General features: G+C 39.2%; 15 protein-coding genes and 1 rRNA gene. 5 read left to right on the top strand and 11 right to left on the bottom strand.

Going from position 1 to position 17,455, the window contains the following annotated elements:
* Positions 1-73: 73 nt before the first annotated feature.
* The 3 genes from SC428_RS10390 to SC428_RS10380 form a co-directional block, all read right to left on the bottom strand.
* The gene (locus tag SC428_RS10390) at positions 74-1,651 is read right to left on the bottom strand and encodes an alpha/beta hydrolase-fold protein (protein WP_233445781.1); all 1,578 of its coding nucleotides are present in this window, start codon (positions 1,649-1,651) and stop codon (positions 74-76) included.
* 61 nt (positions 1,652-1,712) lie between these two features.
* On the bottom strand, positions 1,713-2,330 hold the full coding sequence (locus tag SC428_RS10385) for a DUF3156 family protein (RefSeq protein ID WP_081335918.1): 618 nt from the start codon (positions 2,328-2,330) through the stop codon (positions 1,713-1,715).
* A complete protein-coding gene (locus SC428_RS10380; RefSeq protein WP_318707496.1) occupies positions 2,293-3,786 on the bottom strand; it encodes an APC family permease in 1,494 nt (497 codons plus the stop codon). The genes SC428_RS10385 and SC428_RS10380 overlap by 38 nt, the downstream gene beginning before the upstream one ends.
* 397 nt (positions 3,787-4,183) lie before the next feature.
* On the opposite strand from SC428_RS10380, the gene SC428_RS10375 reads away from it, so the two are divergent.
* Complete coding sequence (locus tag SC428_RS10375) at positions 4,184-4,855, top strand: LuxR C-terminal-related transcriptional regulator (protein ID WP_070927007.1); 672 nt, start codon at positions 4,184-4,186, stop codon at positions 4,853-4,855.
* 28 nt (positions 4,856-4,883) lie between these two features.
* On the opposite strand, the gene SC428_RS10370 is transcribed toward SC428_RS10375, so the two are convergent.
* The 6 genes from SC428_RS10370 to SC428_RS10345 all read right to left on the bottom strand — a co-directional run bounded on the left by SC428_RS10370 (position 4,884) and on the right by SC428_RS10345 (position 11,213).
* Positions 4,884-5,627 (bottom strand): SDR family oxidoreductase, encoded by a 744-nt coding sequence (locus tag SC428_RS10370; RefSeq protein WP_070927010.1) that lies wholly within the window; start codon positions 5,625-5,627, stop codon positions 4,884-4,886.
* Positions 5,628-5,769: 142 nt separating this feature from the next.
* A complete protein-coding gene (locus SC428_RS10365) occupies positions 5,770-7,263 on the bottom strand; it encodes an aldehyde dehydrogenase family protein (RefSeq protein WP_318707492.1) in 1,494 nt (497 codons plus the stop codon).
* Between the two features lie 27 nt (positions 7,264-7,290).
* Complete coding sequence (locus tag SC428_RS10360; RefSeq protein WP_070927014.1) at positions 7,291-7,659, bottom strand: cupin domain-containing protein; 369 nt, start codon at positions 7,657-7,659, stop codon at positions 7,291-7,293.
* Between the two features lie 47 nt (positions 7,660-7,706).
* Entirely contained in the window at positions 7,707-9,008 is a 1,302-nt protein-coding gene (locus tag SC428_RS10355; protein ID WP_140182516.1) for an NAD(P)/FAD-dependent oxidoreductase, read from the bottom strand.
* 220 nt (positions 9,009-9,228) lie between these two features.
* Positions 9,229-9,999, bottom strand: a complete 771-nt coding sequence (locus SC428_RS10350) for a helix-turn-helix transcriptional regulator (protein ID WP_070927017.1) — start codon at positions 9,997-9,999, stop codon at positions 9,229-9,231.
* A 230-nt stretch (positions 10,000-10,229) separates the two neighbouring features.
* A complete protein-coding gene (locus SC428_RS10345) occupies positions 10,230-11,213 on the bottom strand; it encodes a glycosyltransferase (protein ID WP_070927019.1) in 984 nt (327 codons plus the stop codon).
* Positions 11,214-11,561: 348 nt separating this feature from the next.
* Between SC428_RS10345 and SC428_RS10340 the strand changes: the two genes are divergently transcribed.
* The 4 genes from SC428_RS10340 to idi all read left to right on the top strand — a co-directional run bounded on the left by SC428_RS10340 (position 11,562) and on the right by idi (position 15,588).
* On the top strand, positions 11,562-12,488 hold the full coding sequence (locus SC428_RS10340; protein ID WP_318707488.1) for a DUF808 domain-containing protein: 927 nt from the start codon (positions 11,562-11,564) through the stop codon (positions 12,486-12,488).
* Positions 12,489-12,519: 31 nt separating this feature from the next.
* Entirely contained in the window at positions 12,520-14,238 is a 1,719-nt protein-coding gene (gene narX / locus SC428_RS10335) for a nitrate/nitrite two-component system sensor histidine kinase NarX (RefSeq protein ID WP_318707486.1), read from the top strand.
* A 36-nt stretch (positions 14,239-14,274) separates the two neighbouring features.
* Positions 14,275-14,931, top strand: a complete 657-nt coding sequence (gene narL / locus SC428_RS10330; protein ID WP_070927025.1) for a two-component system response regulator NarL — start codon at positions 14,275-14,277, stop codon at positions 14,929-14,931.
* A 141-nt stretch (positions 14,932-15,072) separates the two neighbouring features.
* A complete protein-coding gene (idi, locus tag SC428_RS10325; protein ID WP_272580455.1) occupies positions 15,073-15,588 on the top strand; it encodes an isopentenyl-diphosphate Delta-isomerase in 516 nt (171 codons plus the stop codon).
* Between the two features lie 5 nt (positions 15,589-15,593).
* On the opposite strand, the gene SC428_RS10320 is transcribed toward idi, so the two are convergent.
* On the bottom strand, positions 15,594-17,141 hold the full coding sequence (locus SC428_RS10320; RefSeq protein WP_318707482.1) for an HAL/PAL/TAL family ammonia-lyase: 1,548 nt from the start codon (positions 17,139-17,141) through the stop codon (positions 15,594-15,596).
* 196 nt (positions 17,142-17,337) lie between these two features.
* Positions 17,338-17,453 (bottom strand): 5S ribosomal RNA (gene rrf, locus SC428_RS10315).
* Positions 17,454-17,455: the final 2 nt, after the last annotated feature.

Genomic DNA, 17,455 nt, shown 5'->3' with positions numbered 1-17,455 from the left:
TTGTCATTAATATGCAAAAAGGCAGTCATCAATGAACTGCCTTTTAGTGTTTTGAAGCATGAAAAATAGCGAATTACTTAGCGGTATTACCGCTTAAATAGCGAGTTCCTTCATACAGTGTTTCACACCAAGAAACATAATCATGTCCACTCGGTAATTCAGTTGCTTCAACTTGATAGCCTTTATGTTTTAATACATCCAATAACCGATAATGATTCTGGATGATCCCTCCCCAGCTACCCCGTTGCTCAAACAACCCCGCCTCTAAATAGAAACGTAACGGTCTCTTTGACATCTGTTCTATTTCGCGGATCAACCATTCTGGATCTTTCCCTTTAGGCGCCCACCAATATGAACCAGACATACTGATCACATTACCAAATAGCTCAGGGTGAGTTAATGCATTCCATGTTGCCCCTAGACCACCATAGCTCGATCCTGCAATGATCGTTGATTCAGCTGGCGCATTGATCCCTTTTGCCCGCAATAACGGCATGAGCTCCTTGGCAAGCATTTCAGGAAAGTCACTGTTTGGAGGCAATTCATTATTTCTATGCTCAGAACTAATACTGTCTAGAAACACCACATACATAGGCGGTATTTTGCCTTCTAGCATCCACTTATCAAAAAAGTCTGCCATTTTGTAAGTATTAAGATAAGTTTGTCCATCCAGTAGTACCAGTACTGAAGGTTGTTTCATCACGACAGCCGGGCGGTATATTGAAATTTTTCTATTATTATTCAATATATTGCTTTGAAATGAAAATGACTCTAATTGACCATTAAGCTGATGACGCTCAATTTTGGCAAAATCACACTGACGTTTTTCTGGCGCTAAAGACAATAAAGAAAACCGGTTATAACGATCATTAAAAAATGAAGGAACAGCATAAGTATTAAAGGGATCTGCTTGCGCCGTGACTAAAATCGCTTTACGTTGCGCCAGCCCACCTTCAGCAATCTTTGGAACATCAGGTGCTATTTTATATTGCGACAACGTATCATTTGGCACAATGAAACTACGATACCAGATATCCTTATTCGGCACTCTCGCCATCGTTTCATGATTACCCGAGGGCGCCCCCAATATATAGGCATTCGACTGCGCACCTCGCCATAAAAAAGTCACTCTCTTTTGCCCTTTCTTGTAATCTTCAATCAAGGGAGTGCCCTGCAATTTGATCTCCTGCCAAAAAGCATCAGTGGTTTTATCTTGCTGATGTGCATCAAGTAAGGCTTGTAACTTAGGGCTATCAATCTTGTGTTCAGCTTCAATCGCTAAAGGCTGATAATCCGCTAAATTAAATTTGAGATGCCATGGCTGCTCTGGTACACCTTGTAATTTGAGGTAATATTGACCTTTTTTTGGGGCAATATAAGAAATAGCGTGCGTTTCAGACTGCGGCCAACCCTGTAAAAGAACACGAATTGGTGCCTTACTGCTTTTCAGTAAAGTCGCTTCAGCGATCCCATCACCTTCTTGGCGAACAACCTGTTTATCCGAAATTTCAACTAACAAACAGCTATGACCTTCACTATCATGCACGCCCTCAATAGAAGAGGACAGCTCATCTAAACGAATACACTCTGCAACAGCTGACATAGCAACCGATGAAAGCAAAATACAGCCGATTAACGGTAAAGATTTCACATCATTTTCCATTAAAAATTTATTTAATGGAAAGTATTACTATCAAATTAATATTTCAAACTCAATGATTAACAAAATGTTTTTCCATAAATTGGTGAATCAACTGTAAAGCGCTCAATAAACGATGTCTTTGCTCGGAAGTTAACCGTAAATAACGCCTTGTGGCAGGGATCCTGCTAACCATTTCAGATGCAGTAAAAGGCTCAATTTCACAATGCCATACACCATGTTTAATGTTTAAATGGCAATAATTAAAATCTAACTCTTCAAGCGTACTGGTAATGATTGGGTATTGCTTTAGTAAGCTCACTAACGATTGTCCTTGCTCATCCTTCGATACAAAATCAATATGTTTTTTACGTAAATTACCACTTGTTTTCACGGTGACTTGTGCATTGATAGCTTGCCGACAATTTCCCGTTACCGAAAATCGACTAAACACAATAAATGCCATAAACAGTGTTTTAACTCTTTCCGTGACACAGATCGTTAATTCATCTTGTGGGCGGATAAGGAGCTCCCCAGGAGCTCCCCATTCACACTGATAAGGCAAAATATCACGCTCCACTTTATTTAGCGTTAAGCCTTGCTGGTACCCTGTTGGCAGACGCTTTTGCGTTAAGCGTCGCCAGAAAGAATATTTAGGCGAGGTTGCGTAATGGCTCAATTTTACCTCCATTTAACTCTTCCTCTGTAAATGTGCTTGATAACACCTGCTCAACCGGAACGGGTTTGAATGGATTAACCTTTTGCACAAAGAGCGTCCAAATTAATGCATAGCTGGCAGTTAGTCCTAACATAATAATAAATGGAATATAAACATCCGATTTATTCATTCCTGGAGGGGTGATATACACAATGGCTAAAATAATCCCTACACTCGAAATAATTTGTGGGATAGGAAAAAATGGCGAACGATACGCACGATGTAAGTCAGGACGACGTATACGTAATAATATGACTGAAACAGTGACTAACAGATAAGCCGTGCCCCAAGAACATACAGCAGCCAATACCAATGGCATGATGCGATCTAAATCACCTTGGATAGCAAACGTGTGCAGACAAGGGATCATTACTGCAACAAGGATCCCAAAGACTGGCGTTTTAAAACGTGGGTGCAAGTAAGCAAATATACGAGGTAACGCACCATCCAGCGCCATCCCATAAAGGATCCGCGGAACCGCTGCCATTAATGTATTAATCGTTGCTCCACCAGCAAGCAATAGCGCAATACCAATCCAATATTTACCAATATCACCAAAAACTTGGCTAGCAAAAGCAGGGATAGCCATCGGTGTTTCTAGCAGGCTAACATTATTTGTCGGATCAACAATGACGTTTTCGACTTGATTTGTCATCGCCGCGCCAAATAAAAACATACAAAATGCGACACCGCACAGCCCTGTTGCCATCGCACGCGGAATAACTTTAGCTGAGTTTTTAATTTCAGGCGCCATTGGCGTGACCAACTCACAGCCAACAAACATGAACATCGCCATACCAACAAAACTCAAAACAAGAGTCGGATCAGAAATATTCAAACCTTGACCAAACCATCCATCAACAGAAGTGTGGAAAGGGATCAATAATCCACCAATACTGAAAATAACTAAGGTGCTCCACATCGCAAAGGTAAGCACGACTTCAACTTTACTGAAAGCTTCAATCCCTAAAGCATTGAGTAGACCAAATGTGATCACCAAGCCTACCCCAACCATCCAAGAGGTATTACTGGTTTCCATTACGGTATTTAAGCTTTCAAAATTAACTAATGCCATGATCCCCGACAAAATCGTTTCTGCCGTTCCCGCAAATACATGCACAATTAAATAAGCTGACAACGCTCCGGTTATCGCCCAGAAGCGCCCCATACCACATGAAATATAATCATAAACCGAGCCTGATGTTGGTAAAATAGCCGCCGCTTCGGAGAACGTCGTCAATTGAGCCTGCATCATGATAAAGCTCAGTAATACGGCGAAAGCAAAAGTATCGCCACCAATGCCAAAACCACTCGTCACCGTCAAAATAACAGGACTTGCCATAATCACGCCCACAGAACTCGCTAAAGTTGTTGGAAAACCAACTTTCCCCTTCTCAATGTGAGACGTTAATTTTGAGGACATATTCATTTTGCTTCCCTCTCTTTCTGGAACACAGTCGTGATTGTGAATTTTTTGTAAAAATAAAATGACTGCATTGCCACTATAAAAATAAGCACAAACATGTCGCTATCGTCCTAAAGGACGATACCTATCGGGGGAGGAAAAGAGAAAGGAGTTGGCGAAAAGTACCGAATTAATTAATCAAAAAAAAGATAAAGCATGGAATATCAATAGATAACACCTTATCACTTCATTAATATATTAATAAAAACACAACGAAATATACCGATAGATGCATTTAGCCTATTGGCCCCTTGCCAGTGAAGTTCAAATATTGTAACCAAGCTCACGTTATTAACATGTTTATTTTATGTTAACGAAAAATAATTGCATGATAATAATTAGGCTCTCTATGGAAGGGAATATGATGAAAACACCACCTTTGTGCTACCACCAGCGAACATTAATTAACTGTTGTTTAAACACAATCGCCCATATTATTCCTGTTTCAGCATCCGTTTACTACTTAGTGGATGATTTTTGGCAACCTGATAATCATGTTTTATATGGGATCAGTTCTAGCATGCATCAAGATTACTTACAGCACTTTTATCAATTAGATCCGCTGCATCCTGATAAATTCCGAGGCGATGACTTACGTCTAGTTAGAATGGCGCCTGATATGAAACAGCAGAGCCAAGAGTTTTATAATGATTTTATGCGTCCCAATAATATTACTGATATGGCTGAGATTTTTATTCGCCGTAAAAATAAAATCATTGCAGGTATCTCCGTACTGCGTGATAGGCCGTTTCAGCAACAAGAAGTGATGCGATTGAATGCTATTTTACCTATTGCAGAGCTAATGACCTTTGACATACTGCCTGATTCACTGGTCTCTTACACGCCTAAAGAGCAAGAAATCATTCACTTAGTACGTGAGGGAGCAAGTAATAAACGTATCGCACTGCTACTTGGCGTTTCATTGTCTACCGTGAAAACGCACTTACGCAATATATTCACTAAAGCGAATGTCAGTAACCGAACCGAGCTTGTTTCATCCGGTTTTATTATTCGCCAAGAAAAGATGATGTGAGTACTCAGCGACTCACATCATTAAAATACTATAGACCGCCACCCGCATCGATAATAGCGCCAGTCACATAAGATGACGTATCACTCAGTAACCATGTGATCACATCAGCGATCTCTTCGGGCTTTCCCCCTCTTTTCATTGGCACAACGTGTGCAACACGGTCGACACGCTCAGGCTCACCACCATCTGCATGGATCTCTGTGTAAATCACACCGGGTCGCACAGCATTGACACGAATGCCTAATTCAGCCAATTCAATTGAAAGGCCCTTTGTGATTGTATCTACTGCGCCTTTGGAAGCCGCATAGTCAACATACTCCCCAGCCGATCCTGTACGCGAAGCGATAGAAGATACATTAACAATTGCCTTTCCTTGAAAGCTATCAAAGTGGCGCGCACTTTTAATAAACTCTCGACTACAAATCAGTAGCCCTGTCACATTCGTTGCTAATACCTGATTAATACGTTCTGCTGTAAGGTGTTCCGTCGTACTATGCTGAAATAAAATACCTGCATTATTCACTAAGTAATCTAAATCGCCATACTGTTCACGAATGGTAGCAAACATCTGCGTAATTTCGCTTTCATCCGCAATATTCGCTTGGATAGCAACAGCTTTACCACCAGTCGCAGTTATCTGATTAACCACCTCATCCGCAGCAACTTTATTATTTTTATAGTTAATAATCACCTGCATTCCTAAGCCAGCAAGCTGTATTGCCGTCGCTCTGCCAATCCCTCTGCTTCCACCTGTAATTAATACATTCTTCATTAAAAACTCCTTATAAGCGATGAGCTTCCACAGTAGGCAATTATTTATTGTTATTCAATTGTTAATTTTATTTTCAGATTAAATGTGAATAAAAAAAGCCCAGCATTTGCTGGGCAACCACTATAAAATCAATACGTTAATACTAATAACGGATCATGACTGACTTCAACTCGGTGTAATGCTCAATAAAAGCACTACCAAACTCACGCCCGATCCCAGAAGATTTGATGCCGCCAAATGGAACTGCGGGGTCAAGGAACGTATGCATATTTACCCATACTGTTCCTGCTTCAATACGAGAAATCATACGCATCGCTTTACTTAAATCATTAGTCCAAAGGCTTGCTGCAAGACCAAAAGGTGTACTGTTCATTTGCTTAATGAGCTCTTCTTCATCATCGTAACTTAAGAAGGTTCCGACGGGCCCAAATGTTTCTTCTGTCATTAATGCATCATTTGGACTGTTAGCTCGAATGATTGTAGGCGGAACGAAGTAACCAGCACCGGTAATAGGCTGACCACCATAAATAATTTCATTGCCTTCTTTACGTGCTTTATCAAATAGCCCTAAAATTTTGTCGTAATGAGCCTTATTAGCTAAAGGCCCCATCTCAGTGGTTTCATCCAATGGAGAACCAATTTTAAATGTAGAAAGACGCTGTTTCAGCTGAGCTAAAACCTCATCAATCAGTGATGATGGAATATAAAAACGCTCTGCTGCTGCACAAATTTGCCCTTGATTCAAATAGCCTGCTTCAATAATACCATCAACAATTTTTTCAACTGGCAGATCAGCTAAGAAAGCAGCACCATTTTTACCTCCCAGCTCAAGGGTTACGCGTGTTAATTTACCTTCCATCGCCGCACGGCCTACCGCAAGACCCGTCGGTACAGAGCCTGTAAAAGTCACTTTTGAGCAAAGAGGATGACTAATTAATGCAGGGCCAACTTCACGCCCACCACCATTAATGATATTAATAACGCCATCAGGGATACCCGCTTCCTTCGCTAATTCGACAACTCTTAGCATCGTCAGCGGTGTAAATTCACTTGGTTTGAGAACAATAGTACAACCACAAGTCAGTGCTGCCGCCAACTTCCATATGGAAATCATAATCGAAAAGTTCCAAGGAATAATCCCTGCAACTACGCCAACGGGTTCACGCTGAGTGAAGGCTGAATACTGTTCACCTTTAAAAGAAGGTAGAGAAACATTCAGTGTCTCACCACTGATTTTTGTTGCCCAACCAGCAAAATAGCGTAAAAACTGCGCAGCAGAGCCAACTTCAAGGAAACGCGATAATTGAATAGTTTTACCTGAACACAAAGTTTCTAACTGCGCCAGTTCCTCTAAATGCTTTTCAAGCAAATCAGCTAAACGATTGAGGCAATTCCCTCTTTCCATAGGTGTAGTTTGCGCCCACGCCCCATGAAAAGCACCATAGGCGGCTTCCATCGCTGCATCGACTTCAGCCTTCGTGCCTTCTTTCACTTTAGCAATAACTTGTTCAGTGGCCGGGTTAACGACTTCAAAATAAGCCTCTCCCTTACCGGAAACAGGCTGACCGTTAATAAAATGTGCATGTTGGCGCTGTAAGAAGGCGCTAACTTCCGGCAATAAGGCTAATTGACTCATCGTTATCACTCCACTTTTAAAAGTTAATTACGCGTTTACACAAGCAAGATAATGCTTAACAAAACGCTCAGCGGTGATCTCCCACAGGACTTCAGTGCCTTTCGCAGCAAACCAAGTGTCACCTTTATGATATTCAACAGTTTGACCTGTTTTGACATCCGTTAATTTCACTGAACCTTCATGAACAGTCGCCATTTCATCGAATGGGTAAACCATTTTAAATTTGCCTTTAGTACAAGCAAAAATACCACATGTTAGGTTATCAGTTGGCTCACCGTGGATCATCGCAACACTTGCTTGCGGGTCACCCTCAACAACCACAGAACCTAAATTAGTTACACTACCAATATTGAGTAGTTCAGGAAGTGGTTTGTTTAACAGTAATGGACTAATCATGATTTTACCCTTCTATATATTATATAAATGATACAAAAACTGTTGCTCTAGCGGCGCCCTTGCCAATAACCCGAGGTTTGATGCCAAATTTTAGCCAGTGATACAATCACATTACGCATGCTATCTTTACCTGCGATATTGGCATGAGGAATCGAACTCATTAAATCATAACGGTGTGAGCCTTCTGCCATTCCTTCTGCCAATACCTTACACACAATATGGCTCGGCGTTACACCGAAACCTGAATAACCTTGTACAAAGAAGATATTATTATGTCCCGGCAATGAACCTATTTGAGGGAACAGGTTGGCACTACATGCCATCGGACCTCCCCAAGCCAATTCAATTTTCACATCCTTCAAATAAGGGAAAATTTTCAGCATTAGGTTACGGTTCCACGCTTTTAAATCAGATGGAATGTATTCAAGAAAATGGGTTGAGCTACCGAACAATAAACGGTTTTCTTTGGTCACTCGGTAATAGTCAATAACTGGACGAATATCACTGTATGCGCCACGGATCGGACTAATACGCTCAATCATTTCGTCAGATAACTCTTCCGTCATCAGCTGATAAGCATAGGTATTAATCGTTTTTGGGTAGATGGTTGGCTCTAAGCCGTTCAAAAATGAGTCACATGCCCAGAGCATTTTTTTCGCACGAACAGAACCCATAGCTGTGCGTACCGTTACGGTATCGCCATATTCCACATTAAGAACTTGGCTATTTTCAAAAATTTTAACACCATAATCAGTGACCGCTTTTGCTTCACCTAATAACAAGTTCAGAGAGTGAACATGCCCCCCTCCCATGTGTTTTATGCCACAGGTATAAGCATCTGAACCAATGATCTGTTTTAGATCAGAACCCGTATAAAACTCAATTTCTTCGTCTGGTGACACTGATTTAAAATCCGTCAACCAACCCCGCAAGGTTTTTTCTTGACGTTTATTACTCCCTAAATAGGCATAGCCATGACAAAAGTCAGCATCAATATTATATTTCGCAATACGTTCACGAATAATGCCTGCGCCCATATTACTAATTTTAAATATTGTCTCTAACCCTTCTGAGCCAACGTGCTTTTTGATCACATCAAGGTCATGACCGATCCCTGCCATCACCTGCCCACCATTTCGGCCTGAACCACCATAGCCAATATGGCGGCCTTCAATGATCGCAATATTAGTGATCCCTTTTTCACATAGTTCAAGCGCGGTATTCACACCGGAAAAGCCACCACCGATGATCACAACATCAACATCAAGATCTTCTTTCAGTGTGGGGAAACGAAGATCATACTTCTTGGTCGCTGCGTAATAGGTTAATGATTCAACTTGGTTATTCATATTGGATACCCTGTTAGTATCTTGTCATAACCACGATTATCTTAACCCAACATTAACATTTACATAGCCCTTTAGGGACATTTGAAACATTGATTTAACATTTGTGATGTGAGTAGAATATTTTGATATAAACAATAAATATTCAAAATATAAATAAACTCAACTTTATCAATCAATTAAAAAAATAGATAATGTTAATGATATGAATAAAAATCCATTCTTAACATAAATGATTACGGCTTGAAGTGTGACGAGCGTGACCCATTAATAAGTTAAATAATTCACCTTGAGAATTAATATCTAATTTCTGATAGATATTTTTCCGATGATTTTTCACTGTACCTAAACTAATAAATAATGATTGAGCAATCTGTGGTGAGCCTTTGCCTTCAAGGATCAATTCCACCACCTCACACTCTCTTGGCGTCAGACCAAATCGTGTTTGCATATCTGCCAACCGGTAATGGCTAGAGACTTCACTCGGGGAAATTTCTTTGTGCAGTTTCGCCATACTGCGAATAATTTCAAAAGCTTCTTTTAATGGAGCCTGCGTTCTTTTCTCTGATAGAAATGGCTCGTCTTCATTACCAAAAAAGATCCCTAACTGCCTATCACTGGTAATTTCTAGCAAGAGTGCTGCCTCATCACACCAACCTGTTTTACGATAAAAATTGAGATAGTAATCAGTATGATAAAAACCTTTAGGCGCAAGCTCTCTTAATGTTAATACCTGCGAACCCGTTCCCTTTTGCAAGGCCTGATAAAACGGATCCATTAAATAAGCACCACGCTGATAAATACGATTTACACTATCACTATTGCGTTTTTCAACTTTAGATAAGAAGCGTGGGGGGGCATTTTTTTCAAAGGAGTAAACAATCGCGTTATCAAATACAATAAAAGAAGATAACCACGTCAACAAATTAGGATAAAACTGGTTAGTCGCAACAGAATCAATCACATCAGGTAGTTTATCCAGATAGTTTTCCATTCTGCCTCCAATATTATCAACTTATTAATAAACCCAATTTTGCTGTACCAGAGAATCACCTGCCAAATACCTATAAAGACCACATTATCTCATGCAACTCAAATCAATTGTTATTAATATGTTAATCAAATCACATTATCGTCCGAAAGTATTAATAATATGTTAATAGAGACTAAATAAAAGCACATTAAAAAAGGGAGCTTATTAACACATAAACTCCCTTAAATGACTTACTTAGCAGCCGCTTTTAGCTTTGTATAGCGGCGGATCAAACGCCATTTTAATTTGATGGTTGTTGCGTGAGACCAAACAACATCCCAATAGCCACTTTCAATAAATTTCTGAGCCATCTCACGCTGAATTTCAGGCGACTTAATTGCAAGTATGGCTTGAATGACCCCCAACCCTTCTTTACCCACTTGCCACAAACAAGCAGGCGCTTGCTTAACTTGCTCCGGGTAACGTTTGTAAATCGCCAATAACATATCAATAATCTTCAAATACGTATTGATCTTACGTACTGAACGCTCATCACCTTGTAATGAGTGAGAAACCGACTGGTTATGGATCAAATAATCGTAATACTGTTCATTGATAAACTGTACTTTCTTTGCCACCAGTAATAGCTCTGTTGTCCAAGGGATATCCTGATGATGCAGCTTTGGTTCAAATGAAAAATTATGCTGACGGATCAATTCTAAACGATAGAGATTTAACCAAGTGACATGCAAAAATTTGCGTGAACTTAACCCCATTTCTAACCACTCAGGACCACTAATCACACCGGTTGAAGGCACTTTATTCGGTGGAAAAATAGCTTTTGGGGCATCACCATTGGTATAAATATAAGTTCCATTACAGGTAGCCACATCTAAGTCACCTGCTAGTGCAATTTCCAATAAGCGGCCATACATTTTAGGGCTGATTTCATCATCAATATCAGGAAAAGTAATATATTGACCTGTGGCTTGCGCCATCCCTGTATTACGAGCCACTGAAACGCCCTGATTTTCCTGTGTTAGTAATTTAAAATGGCTAAATTTGTCTTGGTATTGACGGATGACCTCTTCACTATTGTCTTTAGAGCCATCGTTGACCACGATAAGCTCCCAGTGACTGAGGTTTTGTGCTAATAAGCTATCAAAAAAATGAGGAAGAAATTTTTCACCATTATAAACGGCAACCACAATACTCAAAACAGGATGGGAAGACATGTATTAACCTTATAAAATCCTATATTAACCAGCCACTTAGGCTAGCCACTTGATACTCTGCATATTTCATACAGCGACTTAATCATATTTGAAATCATTGAGAGTATATTAATTATCTTTTTGAAATCACCGACCAAACAATTTCATCTCAAGGTAAAATTAAATTATTAGAGAAAAAATAAATACTTTGGTTCCATTATCACAGATCAATATTCACACTTTATTACACCATAAGTGTAATTTTTACTTAAATCAGACTTATTCCCTCTTTTACCAATGAGCTAATTATCGCAATATCGACCTAACAAACATTAAATGTACGTTAACTCAGATAATAAGGGAAAAACTGTGGCCGGAACAAGCTTACTCGCTTTACTTGATGATATCGCCGCCGTATTGGATGACATATCGGTTATGACCAAAATGGCCGCGAAAAAAACCTCTGGGGTACTTGGCGATGACCTAGCGCTAAACGCACAACAAGTCACTGGTGTCAGAGCAGAACGAGAAATCCCTGTCGTATGGGCGGTCGCTAAAGGATCGTTTATCAACAAATTGATATTAGTACCACTTGCACTATTGATTAGCGCTTTTATCCCTTGGGCAGTAACACCACTATTGATGATTGGCGGCGCTTACCTTTGCTTTGAAGGTGCTGAAAAATTGATGCATAAATACCTTCATGCCCCTCAAGAACATAGCGAAAAGAAAGAACAAGAAGCCACCATGTCACCGGAAGAAATAGCCTCTTTCGAAAAAAATAAAATCAAAGGAGCCATACGAACTGACTTTGTACTATCTGCCGAAATCATTGCTATCACACTAGGTATTGTTTCTTCTACAACACTAATTAACCAGCTAGCAATTCTTTCTATCATAGCCATAGTGATGACTGTTGGGGTGTATGGAATTGTGGCAGGGATCGTTAAAATCGATGATCTTGGCTTTTATTTACAGAAAAAAAACTCAAAATTCCTCAGTAAATTAGGCAAAAGCTTAATTTATGCGACACCGTACTTAATGAAAACATTATCAGTAGTTGGAACTGCTGCGATGTTTATGGTTGGGGGTGGTATACTAACTCACGGTATTACATTCATCTATCAGTGGATTGAAGAAATTGCCTTAGCCGCATTACTAACCCCAGCTATCGGCTCGATTATGCACCTCGTTATACCTTCAATCGCTAACCTTATTTTTGGACTTATTTTTGGTATTGTACTGGTACTATTGATAACGCTAATAAAACAAATTAAATCACGTTTAACAACTTGAAGTATGGCGAGTATTTGGGAAGGAACTGGGTATGCCGACATTCCATCGTCGATTTTCTATAATTAGTCAAATCATTGGATTAATGTTACTTATTGCAGTGCTTGGTATCATTGGAATGACGATTTCAAATCGCATCATCATTGGTGTACAAGGCAATGCTCATGCCATTAATAAGTCAGGCTCCCTTCGCATGCAAAGCTATCGGCTACTCTCTTTAGTACCTTTAAATGACGATTCAAAGCAATATCTTTCAGAGCTCGAAAGCGACTTATCGAGCCCTGAATTAACGCAAGTAGCTAAAGCTGAGGCACTCACCACCAAACTAGGTGAACTAGATGATTTCTGGCAAACCACTTTGCGTCCCTCATTATTAAATGCAAATACATCTAATGACGCTCGTTATGAAGTTATCGCCTTCGTTAATAAACTTGATGAGCTTGTTCATGATATTGATGAAAAAACTGAACGAAAAATTGCTTATGTCGCAATGACACAAATGATTTTTATTGTTTTAGTATTTTTATTATTAATGGCTACCATTTGGCATCTGCGACGTAAAATTTATTACCCATGGATGAAGTTACTCTCAATGGTTAATGCCATCGGCCAAAAAGATTTTAGTCAACGCTATCCAAGTAATAATCAACAAGATGAATTGAATGCTCTTGGTTTAACCTTAAACCAAATGTCCGATGAGCTAGCGCAAAGCTATCACCGACTAGAATCAAGGGTTGCCGAAAAAACAGCAGACCTACGTAATAAGAACCGAGTGCTTTCCTATCTATATCAGTCAAACCAAACTCTGCACTCTACTGAACCACTAGATTTAAGATTACAAAAAGTACTTAATGAACTGCAAAGCATTACACGACTAACAAGTGTCAATTTAAAACTCTATGAAGACAGTAATGAAGAATATTTTCATGAAATTCATAGCATAACTGAAATTTGTGAGGAACCAATAACTTCACTGTCGTGGGAACTTTCTGACAATATTCACCGATACGGTGTCATTATTGGTGAGATGAGACAAGATCAACAATTATCTGAAGAAGAAAATAACCTAGTATTGATGTTAGCGAAGCAAATATCAGGCATGCTCGCAATGGAGTACCAAATAGAGCAACAGCAGCAGCTCCTGATTATGGATGAGCGCTCAGCTATCGCTAGAGAGCTACATGATTCTATCGCTCAATCACTCTCTTGCCTAAAAATGCAGATCAGCTACTTGCAAATGCAGCCTCAGCCATTACCTGAAAAACATCAGCAACTACTAGGGGAAATGCGAGGGGAAATTAATACAGCATACAGCCAACTCAGAGAGCTACTAACAACCTTCAGATTAAAATTAACCGAACCAGGGCTACTTCCATCACTAAAAAGTACTATCGATGAGTTTAGTCAAAAAATGGGCTTCGAAATTTTATTACACTACCATCTACCCGCGAAAAGTATTTCACCACATCAATCCATTCATATTTTACAGATTATCAGAGAGGCGCTTAGCAATATATTAAAACATGCGCATGCAAATTGGGCACAAGTCACTCTCCAACAAAATTCCAACACCGTAACAATAATTATTGAAGATAATGGTGAAGGAATAGGCTCTACACCTGAAAAACAAAACCATTATGGGTTAATTATAATGAGGGAAAGAGCACTTAGCTTAAATGGTGAGTGCAATATTATTCCAAGAGAGCAAGGTGGAACAAAGGTTGAAGTTACGTTCTCCTTAGCTATAACTTAATGTATAGATTCATTATTTTTTAGAGCAGAGTAATTCATGGAAAATACAAATATAACAAATGAGAAATCAACAATTTTACTGATTGATGACCATCCAATGCTAAGAAATGGTGTTAAACAACTGATTAGCCTTGAACCATCATTACTCGTCATTGGTGAAGCAGGAGATGGCGCGGCAGGTATCAAGATCGCAGAAGAACAGGATCCAGATCTTATCCTTCTAGATCTAAATATGCCCGGTATGAATGGTTTTGAAACTTTAGACGAACTAAGAAAGCGCGAGCTATCAGGCCGTATTATACTTTTCACTGTCTCTAATTACGGTGAAGATCTTGTCAATGCACTTAAACGTGGCGCTGATGGCTATTTATTGAAAGATATGGAGCCAGAGGAGCTTATTACTGCACTTAAAGAAGCTGCTAGCGGTAAAATGGTAGTAAGTCCTGCTTTAACCTCAGTACTTGCTGAATCACTAAAAGCGACACGACCACAGACAGGCAATAACCTACTGTCTTTAACGCCAAGAGAAGCTGATATTTTAGAACTCATCTCCCAAGGGCTTGCAAACAAAATGATCGCTCGAAAATTGGATATTGCGGAAAGTACAGTCAAAGTCCATGTGAAGCATTTATTGAAGAAATTGAATCTTAAATCACGAGTTGAAGCAGCGGTATGGGTACTTCAGCAAAAATAACAATTGGCTAACTCACAGCTATCATTTTGAATAGCTGTGAGTAATTACATTACTCACTTATAAAGCTCAAACCTACAAGTAATTCGAATAAAACTGTAATATGATCCCACAAATTAGATAGATGATGAAAGATAAGACCCCATGGAACAAGATATTATTTTAGTTGATGAGTTGGATACACCTGTAGGTATCATGCCGAAACTCTTAGCACACCAGCTTGGTAAGCTACACCGCGCTTTCTCAGTGTTTATTTTTAATAGCAAAGGTGAATTACTGATCCAACAACGTGCAGCTCATAAATATCACTCAGCAGGACAATGGGCTAATAGCTGTTGTAGTCACCCTGCACCAAATGAAGATACCATGGTTGCAGCTAAGCGTAGGCTGATGGAAGAGCTGGGCTTCACTACCCAACTTTCACATGTTGGTCATTTTCTTTATCATGCTCAAGTCAACGGCGGCTTAACTGAGCATGAATACGATCATCTATTCATCGGTAACTATGACGGTACCATTATACCAAATCCCGATGAAGTATCTGCGATCCGTTGGCTGCATCCTTCAGCTTTACAGAAAGAGATAAAACAAAATCCCGAACAATTTACACCTTGGTTTAAATTAATTATCAATAAATATCCACAACTCAAATTTAATTGATTTTTTTAGTGGCAATTTCTATCCCAATTAGTAATTAATTGGTTAATTACTGATAAATCTGTTGATAAACTTCTATCCGCCTCAATAAATCCAACCTTATCTCTAATCCTAGAATAAAGATTTAAAGCAGAGGGTGACAGCCTTAACATTTTATTTTTTTGAACTCTAAGATCAATCGCTTGAGCTGCATAAAGCAACAAAATAGATAATAAATCAAAACTATATAAAATCTGTGCTAATAATCTATCCGCCGATAAAGGCGCATTAGTTGCGATATCCTCAACACCACCAGAAACCGGTAAATAATCTAAGGAAACTGGATAGGCTAATAGTTTAATTTGTGTTCCAAGTGAGACTGCGGTTTTTTCTAATGCTGCAAGACCATGTACTGTTTTATCTGCCCCGAGATAGCGGCTTAAATGCGTGAGTCTAGGATCACTAAATTTGATAATTTGCTGAACTTGAGATAATCCGTTATGTGCCAATGCGAGTTGTAGATTTTCAAGCGCTAAAACCCAAGGTAACGTTTCGAAATTTGCACTAGGAACAACGCTATCACTATAATCAGCTTCATCTATATTATCGAGCAAAACACATGGGTTATCATCTGAGCTATTTAATTGAATATATAGCTGAGAATAAGCTTCATCATAGTATTTGCGTAAAGCAGCCAGTATATAAACACCACAACGAAAACTTAAGGGATCTTGTAATTCACGGGAAGGATCTGATAACTCAAGTGATGAGCCAGATGTAAGCTGACGCAATTTATCCCCCATAGCATTAACTTCATCATATGGTCGTACAGATAACACTAATTCATTAAATGGTGAGAGATTTCCATTCAATGACTGTAAGGTGAGGCTATAGGCTATTTCATTAATATCTAAATAACGTGCCATTTTTGCAAGCGCAAGAGAAGCTATCGCAGCTGAGTAAGCGTTCGAAGACAGAATGGATAAAGCATCTTTTGCCCACGGTTTAATGAGCGGCACTTTTGCATCACTTAATGCATCTATCGCAACACATTGCTTCCCTTTATAAATAACATTTCCTTCGCCGATCATTGCTAAACCAACATGACTAATAATAGTAATATCAGCCTCACCAACTGATCCAACAACTGGAATTACAGGGATTATATCTAAATTCAAAAATGCAATGTAACTGTTGATTATAGCTGGTTGGATACCACTATGAGCAGATAATAGATTATTTAATCGAATTGCAATTAAAGCTCGAACAATATTTTTTTCTATACTAGCACCAACACCAACTGAATGGGCGCGTAATAAATTAATATTAAACTGTACTGATTTTTCTATGACTTCATTGGTTAATTTACCATTAAGGTCAATCCACTCTTGGTCCTTATTTAATCCAACCCCAACAGTAAGACCATATATTTTTACACCTTGCAATGCAGCTTTAATGAGTATGCTATGAGCTAATTTAACTTTTTCCATAGCGAAAGGATCAACACAAACTTTCTCGCCATTAGCTATTGATTCAACAATCGAAGGAGTTAATGAATTTCCATTGAGCTTTATCATAAATATTCTTTTAATGAATGAGAGTAATATACAATTACCTCAAAAATAAATATTTATATATTCCAATTAAAATCAGCTGACTCAATCTTTATATCTTAACTAAAATAAATTAGCTGAATAATTAGCTGCATAAAGTATAAATTATCATCCAAACGCAAAAAAGCCACCCAATGGGTGGCTTCTTCACTAATTTAATGTCTGGCAGTTCCCTACTCTCACATGGGGAGACCCCACACTACCATCGGCGCTACGGCGTTTCACTGCTGAGTTCGGCATGGGGTCAGGTGGGACCACCGCGCTATTGCCGCCAGACA

It is taken from the genome of Providencia sp. 2023EL-00965 (assembly GCF_033550225.1).
Classification (GTDB): Bacteria; Pseudomonadota; Gammaproteobacteria; order Enterobacterales; family Enterobacteriaceae; genus Providencia; species Providencia manganoxydans.
The sequence above is the reverse complement of the archived record's forward strand: the minus strand, read 5'-3'. Positions and strand labels throughout refer to the sequence as shown.

Coding starts and splice junctions, on each gene's coding strand:
- SC428_RS10380 (WP_318707496.1), bottom strand. CDS start 3,786: ATGAATATGTCCTCAAAATTAACGTCTCACATTGAGAAGGGGAAAGTT.
- SC428_RS10385 (WP_081335918.1), bottom strand. CDS start 2,330: ATGGAGGTAAAATTGAGCCATTACGCAACCTCGCCTAAATATTCTTTC.
- SC428_RS10360 (WP_070927014.1), bottom strand. CDS start 7,659: ATGATTAGTCCATTACTGTTAAACAAACCACTTCCTGAACTACTCAAT.
- SC428_RS10350 (WP_070927017.1), bottom strand. CDS start 9,999: ATGGAAAACTATCTGGATAAACTACCTGATGTGATTGATTCTGTTGCG.
- SC428_RS10320 (WP_318707482.1), bottom strand. CDS start 17,141: ATGATAAAGCTCAATGGAAATTCATTAACTCCTTCGATTGTTGAATCA.
- narL (WP_070927025.1), top strand. CDS start 14,275: ATGGAAAATACAAATATAACAAATGAGAAATCAACAATTTTACTGATT.
- SC428_RS10370 (WP_070927010.1), bottom strand. CDS start 5,627: ATGAAGAATGTATTAATTACAGGTGGAAGCAGAGGGATTGGCAGAGCG.
- SC428_RS10345 (WP_070927019.1), bottom strand. CDS start 11,213: ATGTCTTCCCATCCTGTTTTGAGTATTGTGGTTGCCGTTTATAATGGT.
- SC428_RS10365 (WP_318707492.1), bottom strand. CDS start 7,263: ATGAGTCAATTAGCCTTATTGCCGGAAGTTAGCGCCTTCTTACAGCGC.
- idi (WP_272580455.1), top strand. CDS start 15,073: ATGGAACAAGATATTATTTTAGTTGATGAGTTGGATACACCTGTAGGT.
- narX (WP_318707486.1), top strand. CDS start 12,520: ATGCCGACATTCCATCGTCGATTTTCTATAATTAGTCAAATCATTGGA.
- SC428_RS10355 (WP_140182516.1), bottom strand. CDS start 9,008: ATGAATAACCAAGTTGAATCATTAACCTATTACGCAGCGACCAAGAAG.
- SC428_RS10375 (WP_070927007.1), top strand. CDS start 4,184: ATGATGAAAACACCACCTTTGTGCTACCACCAGCGAACATTAATTAAC.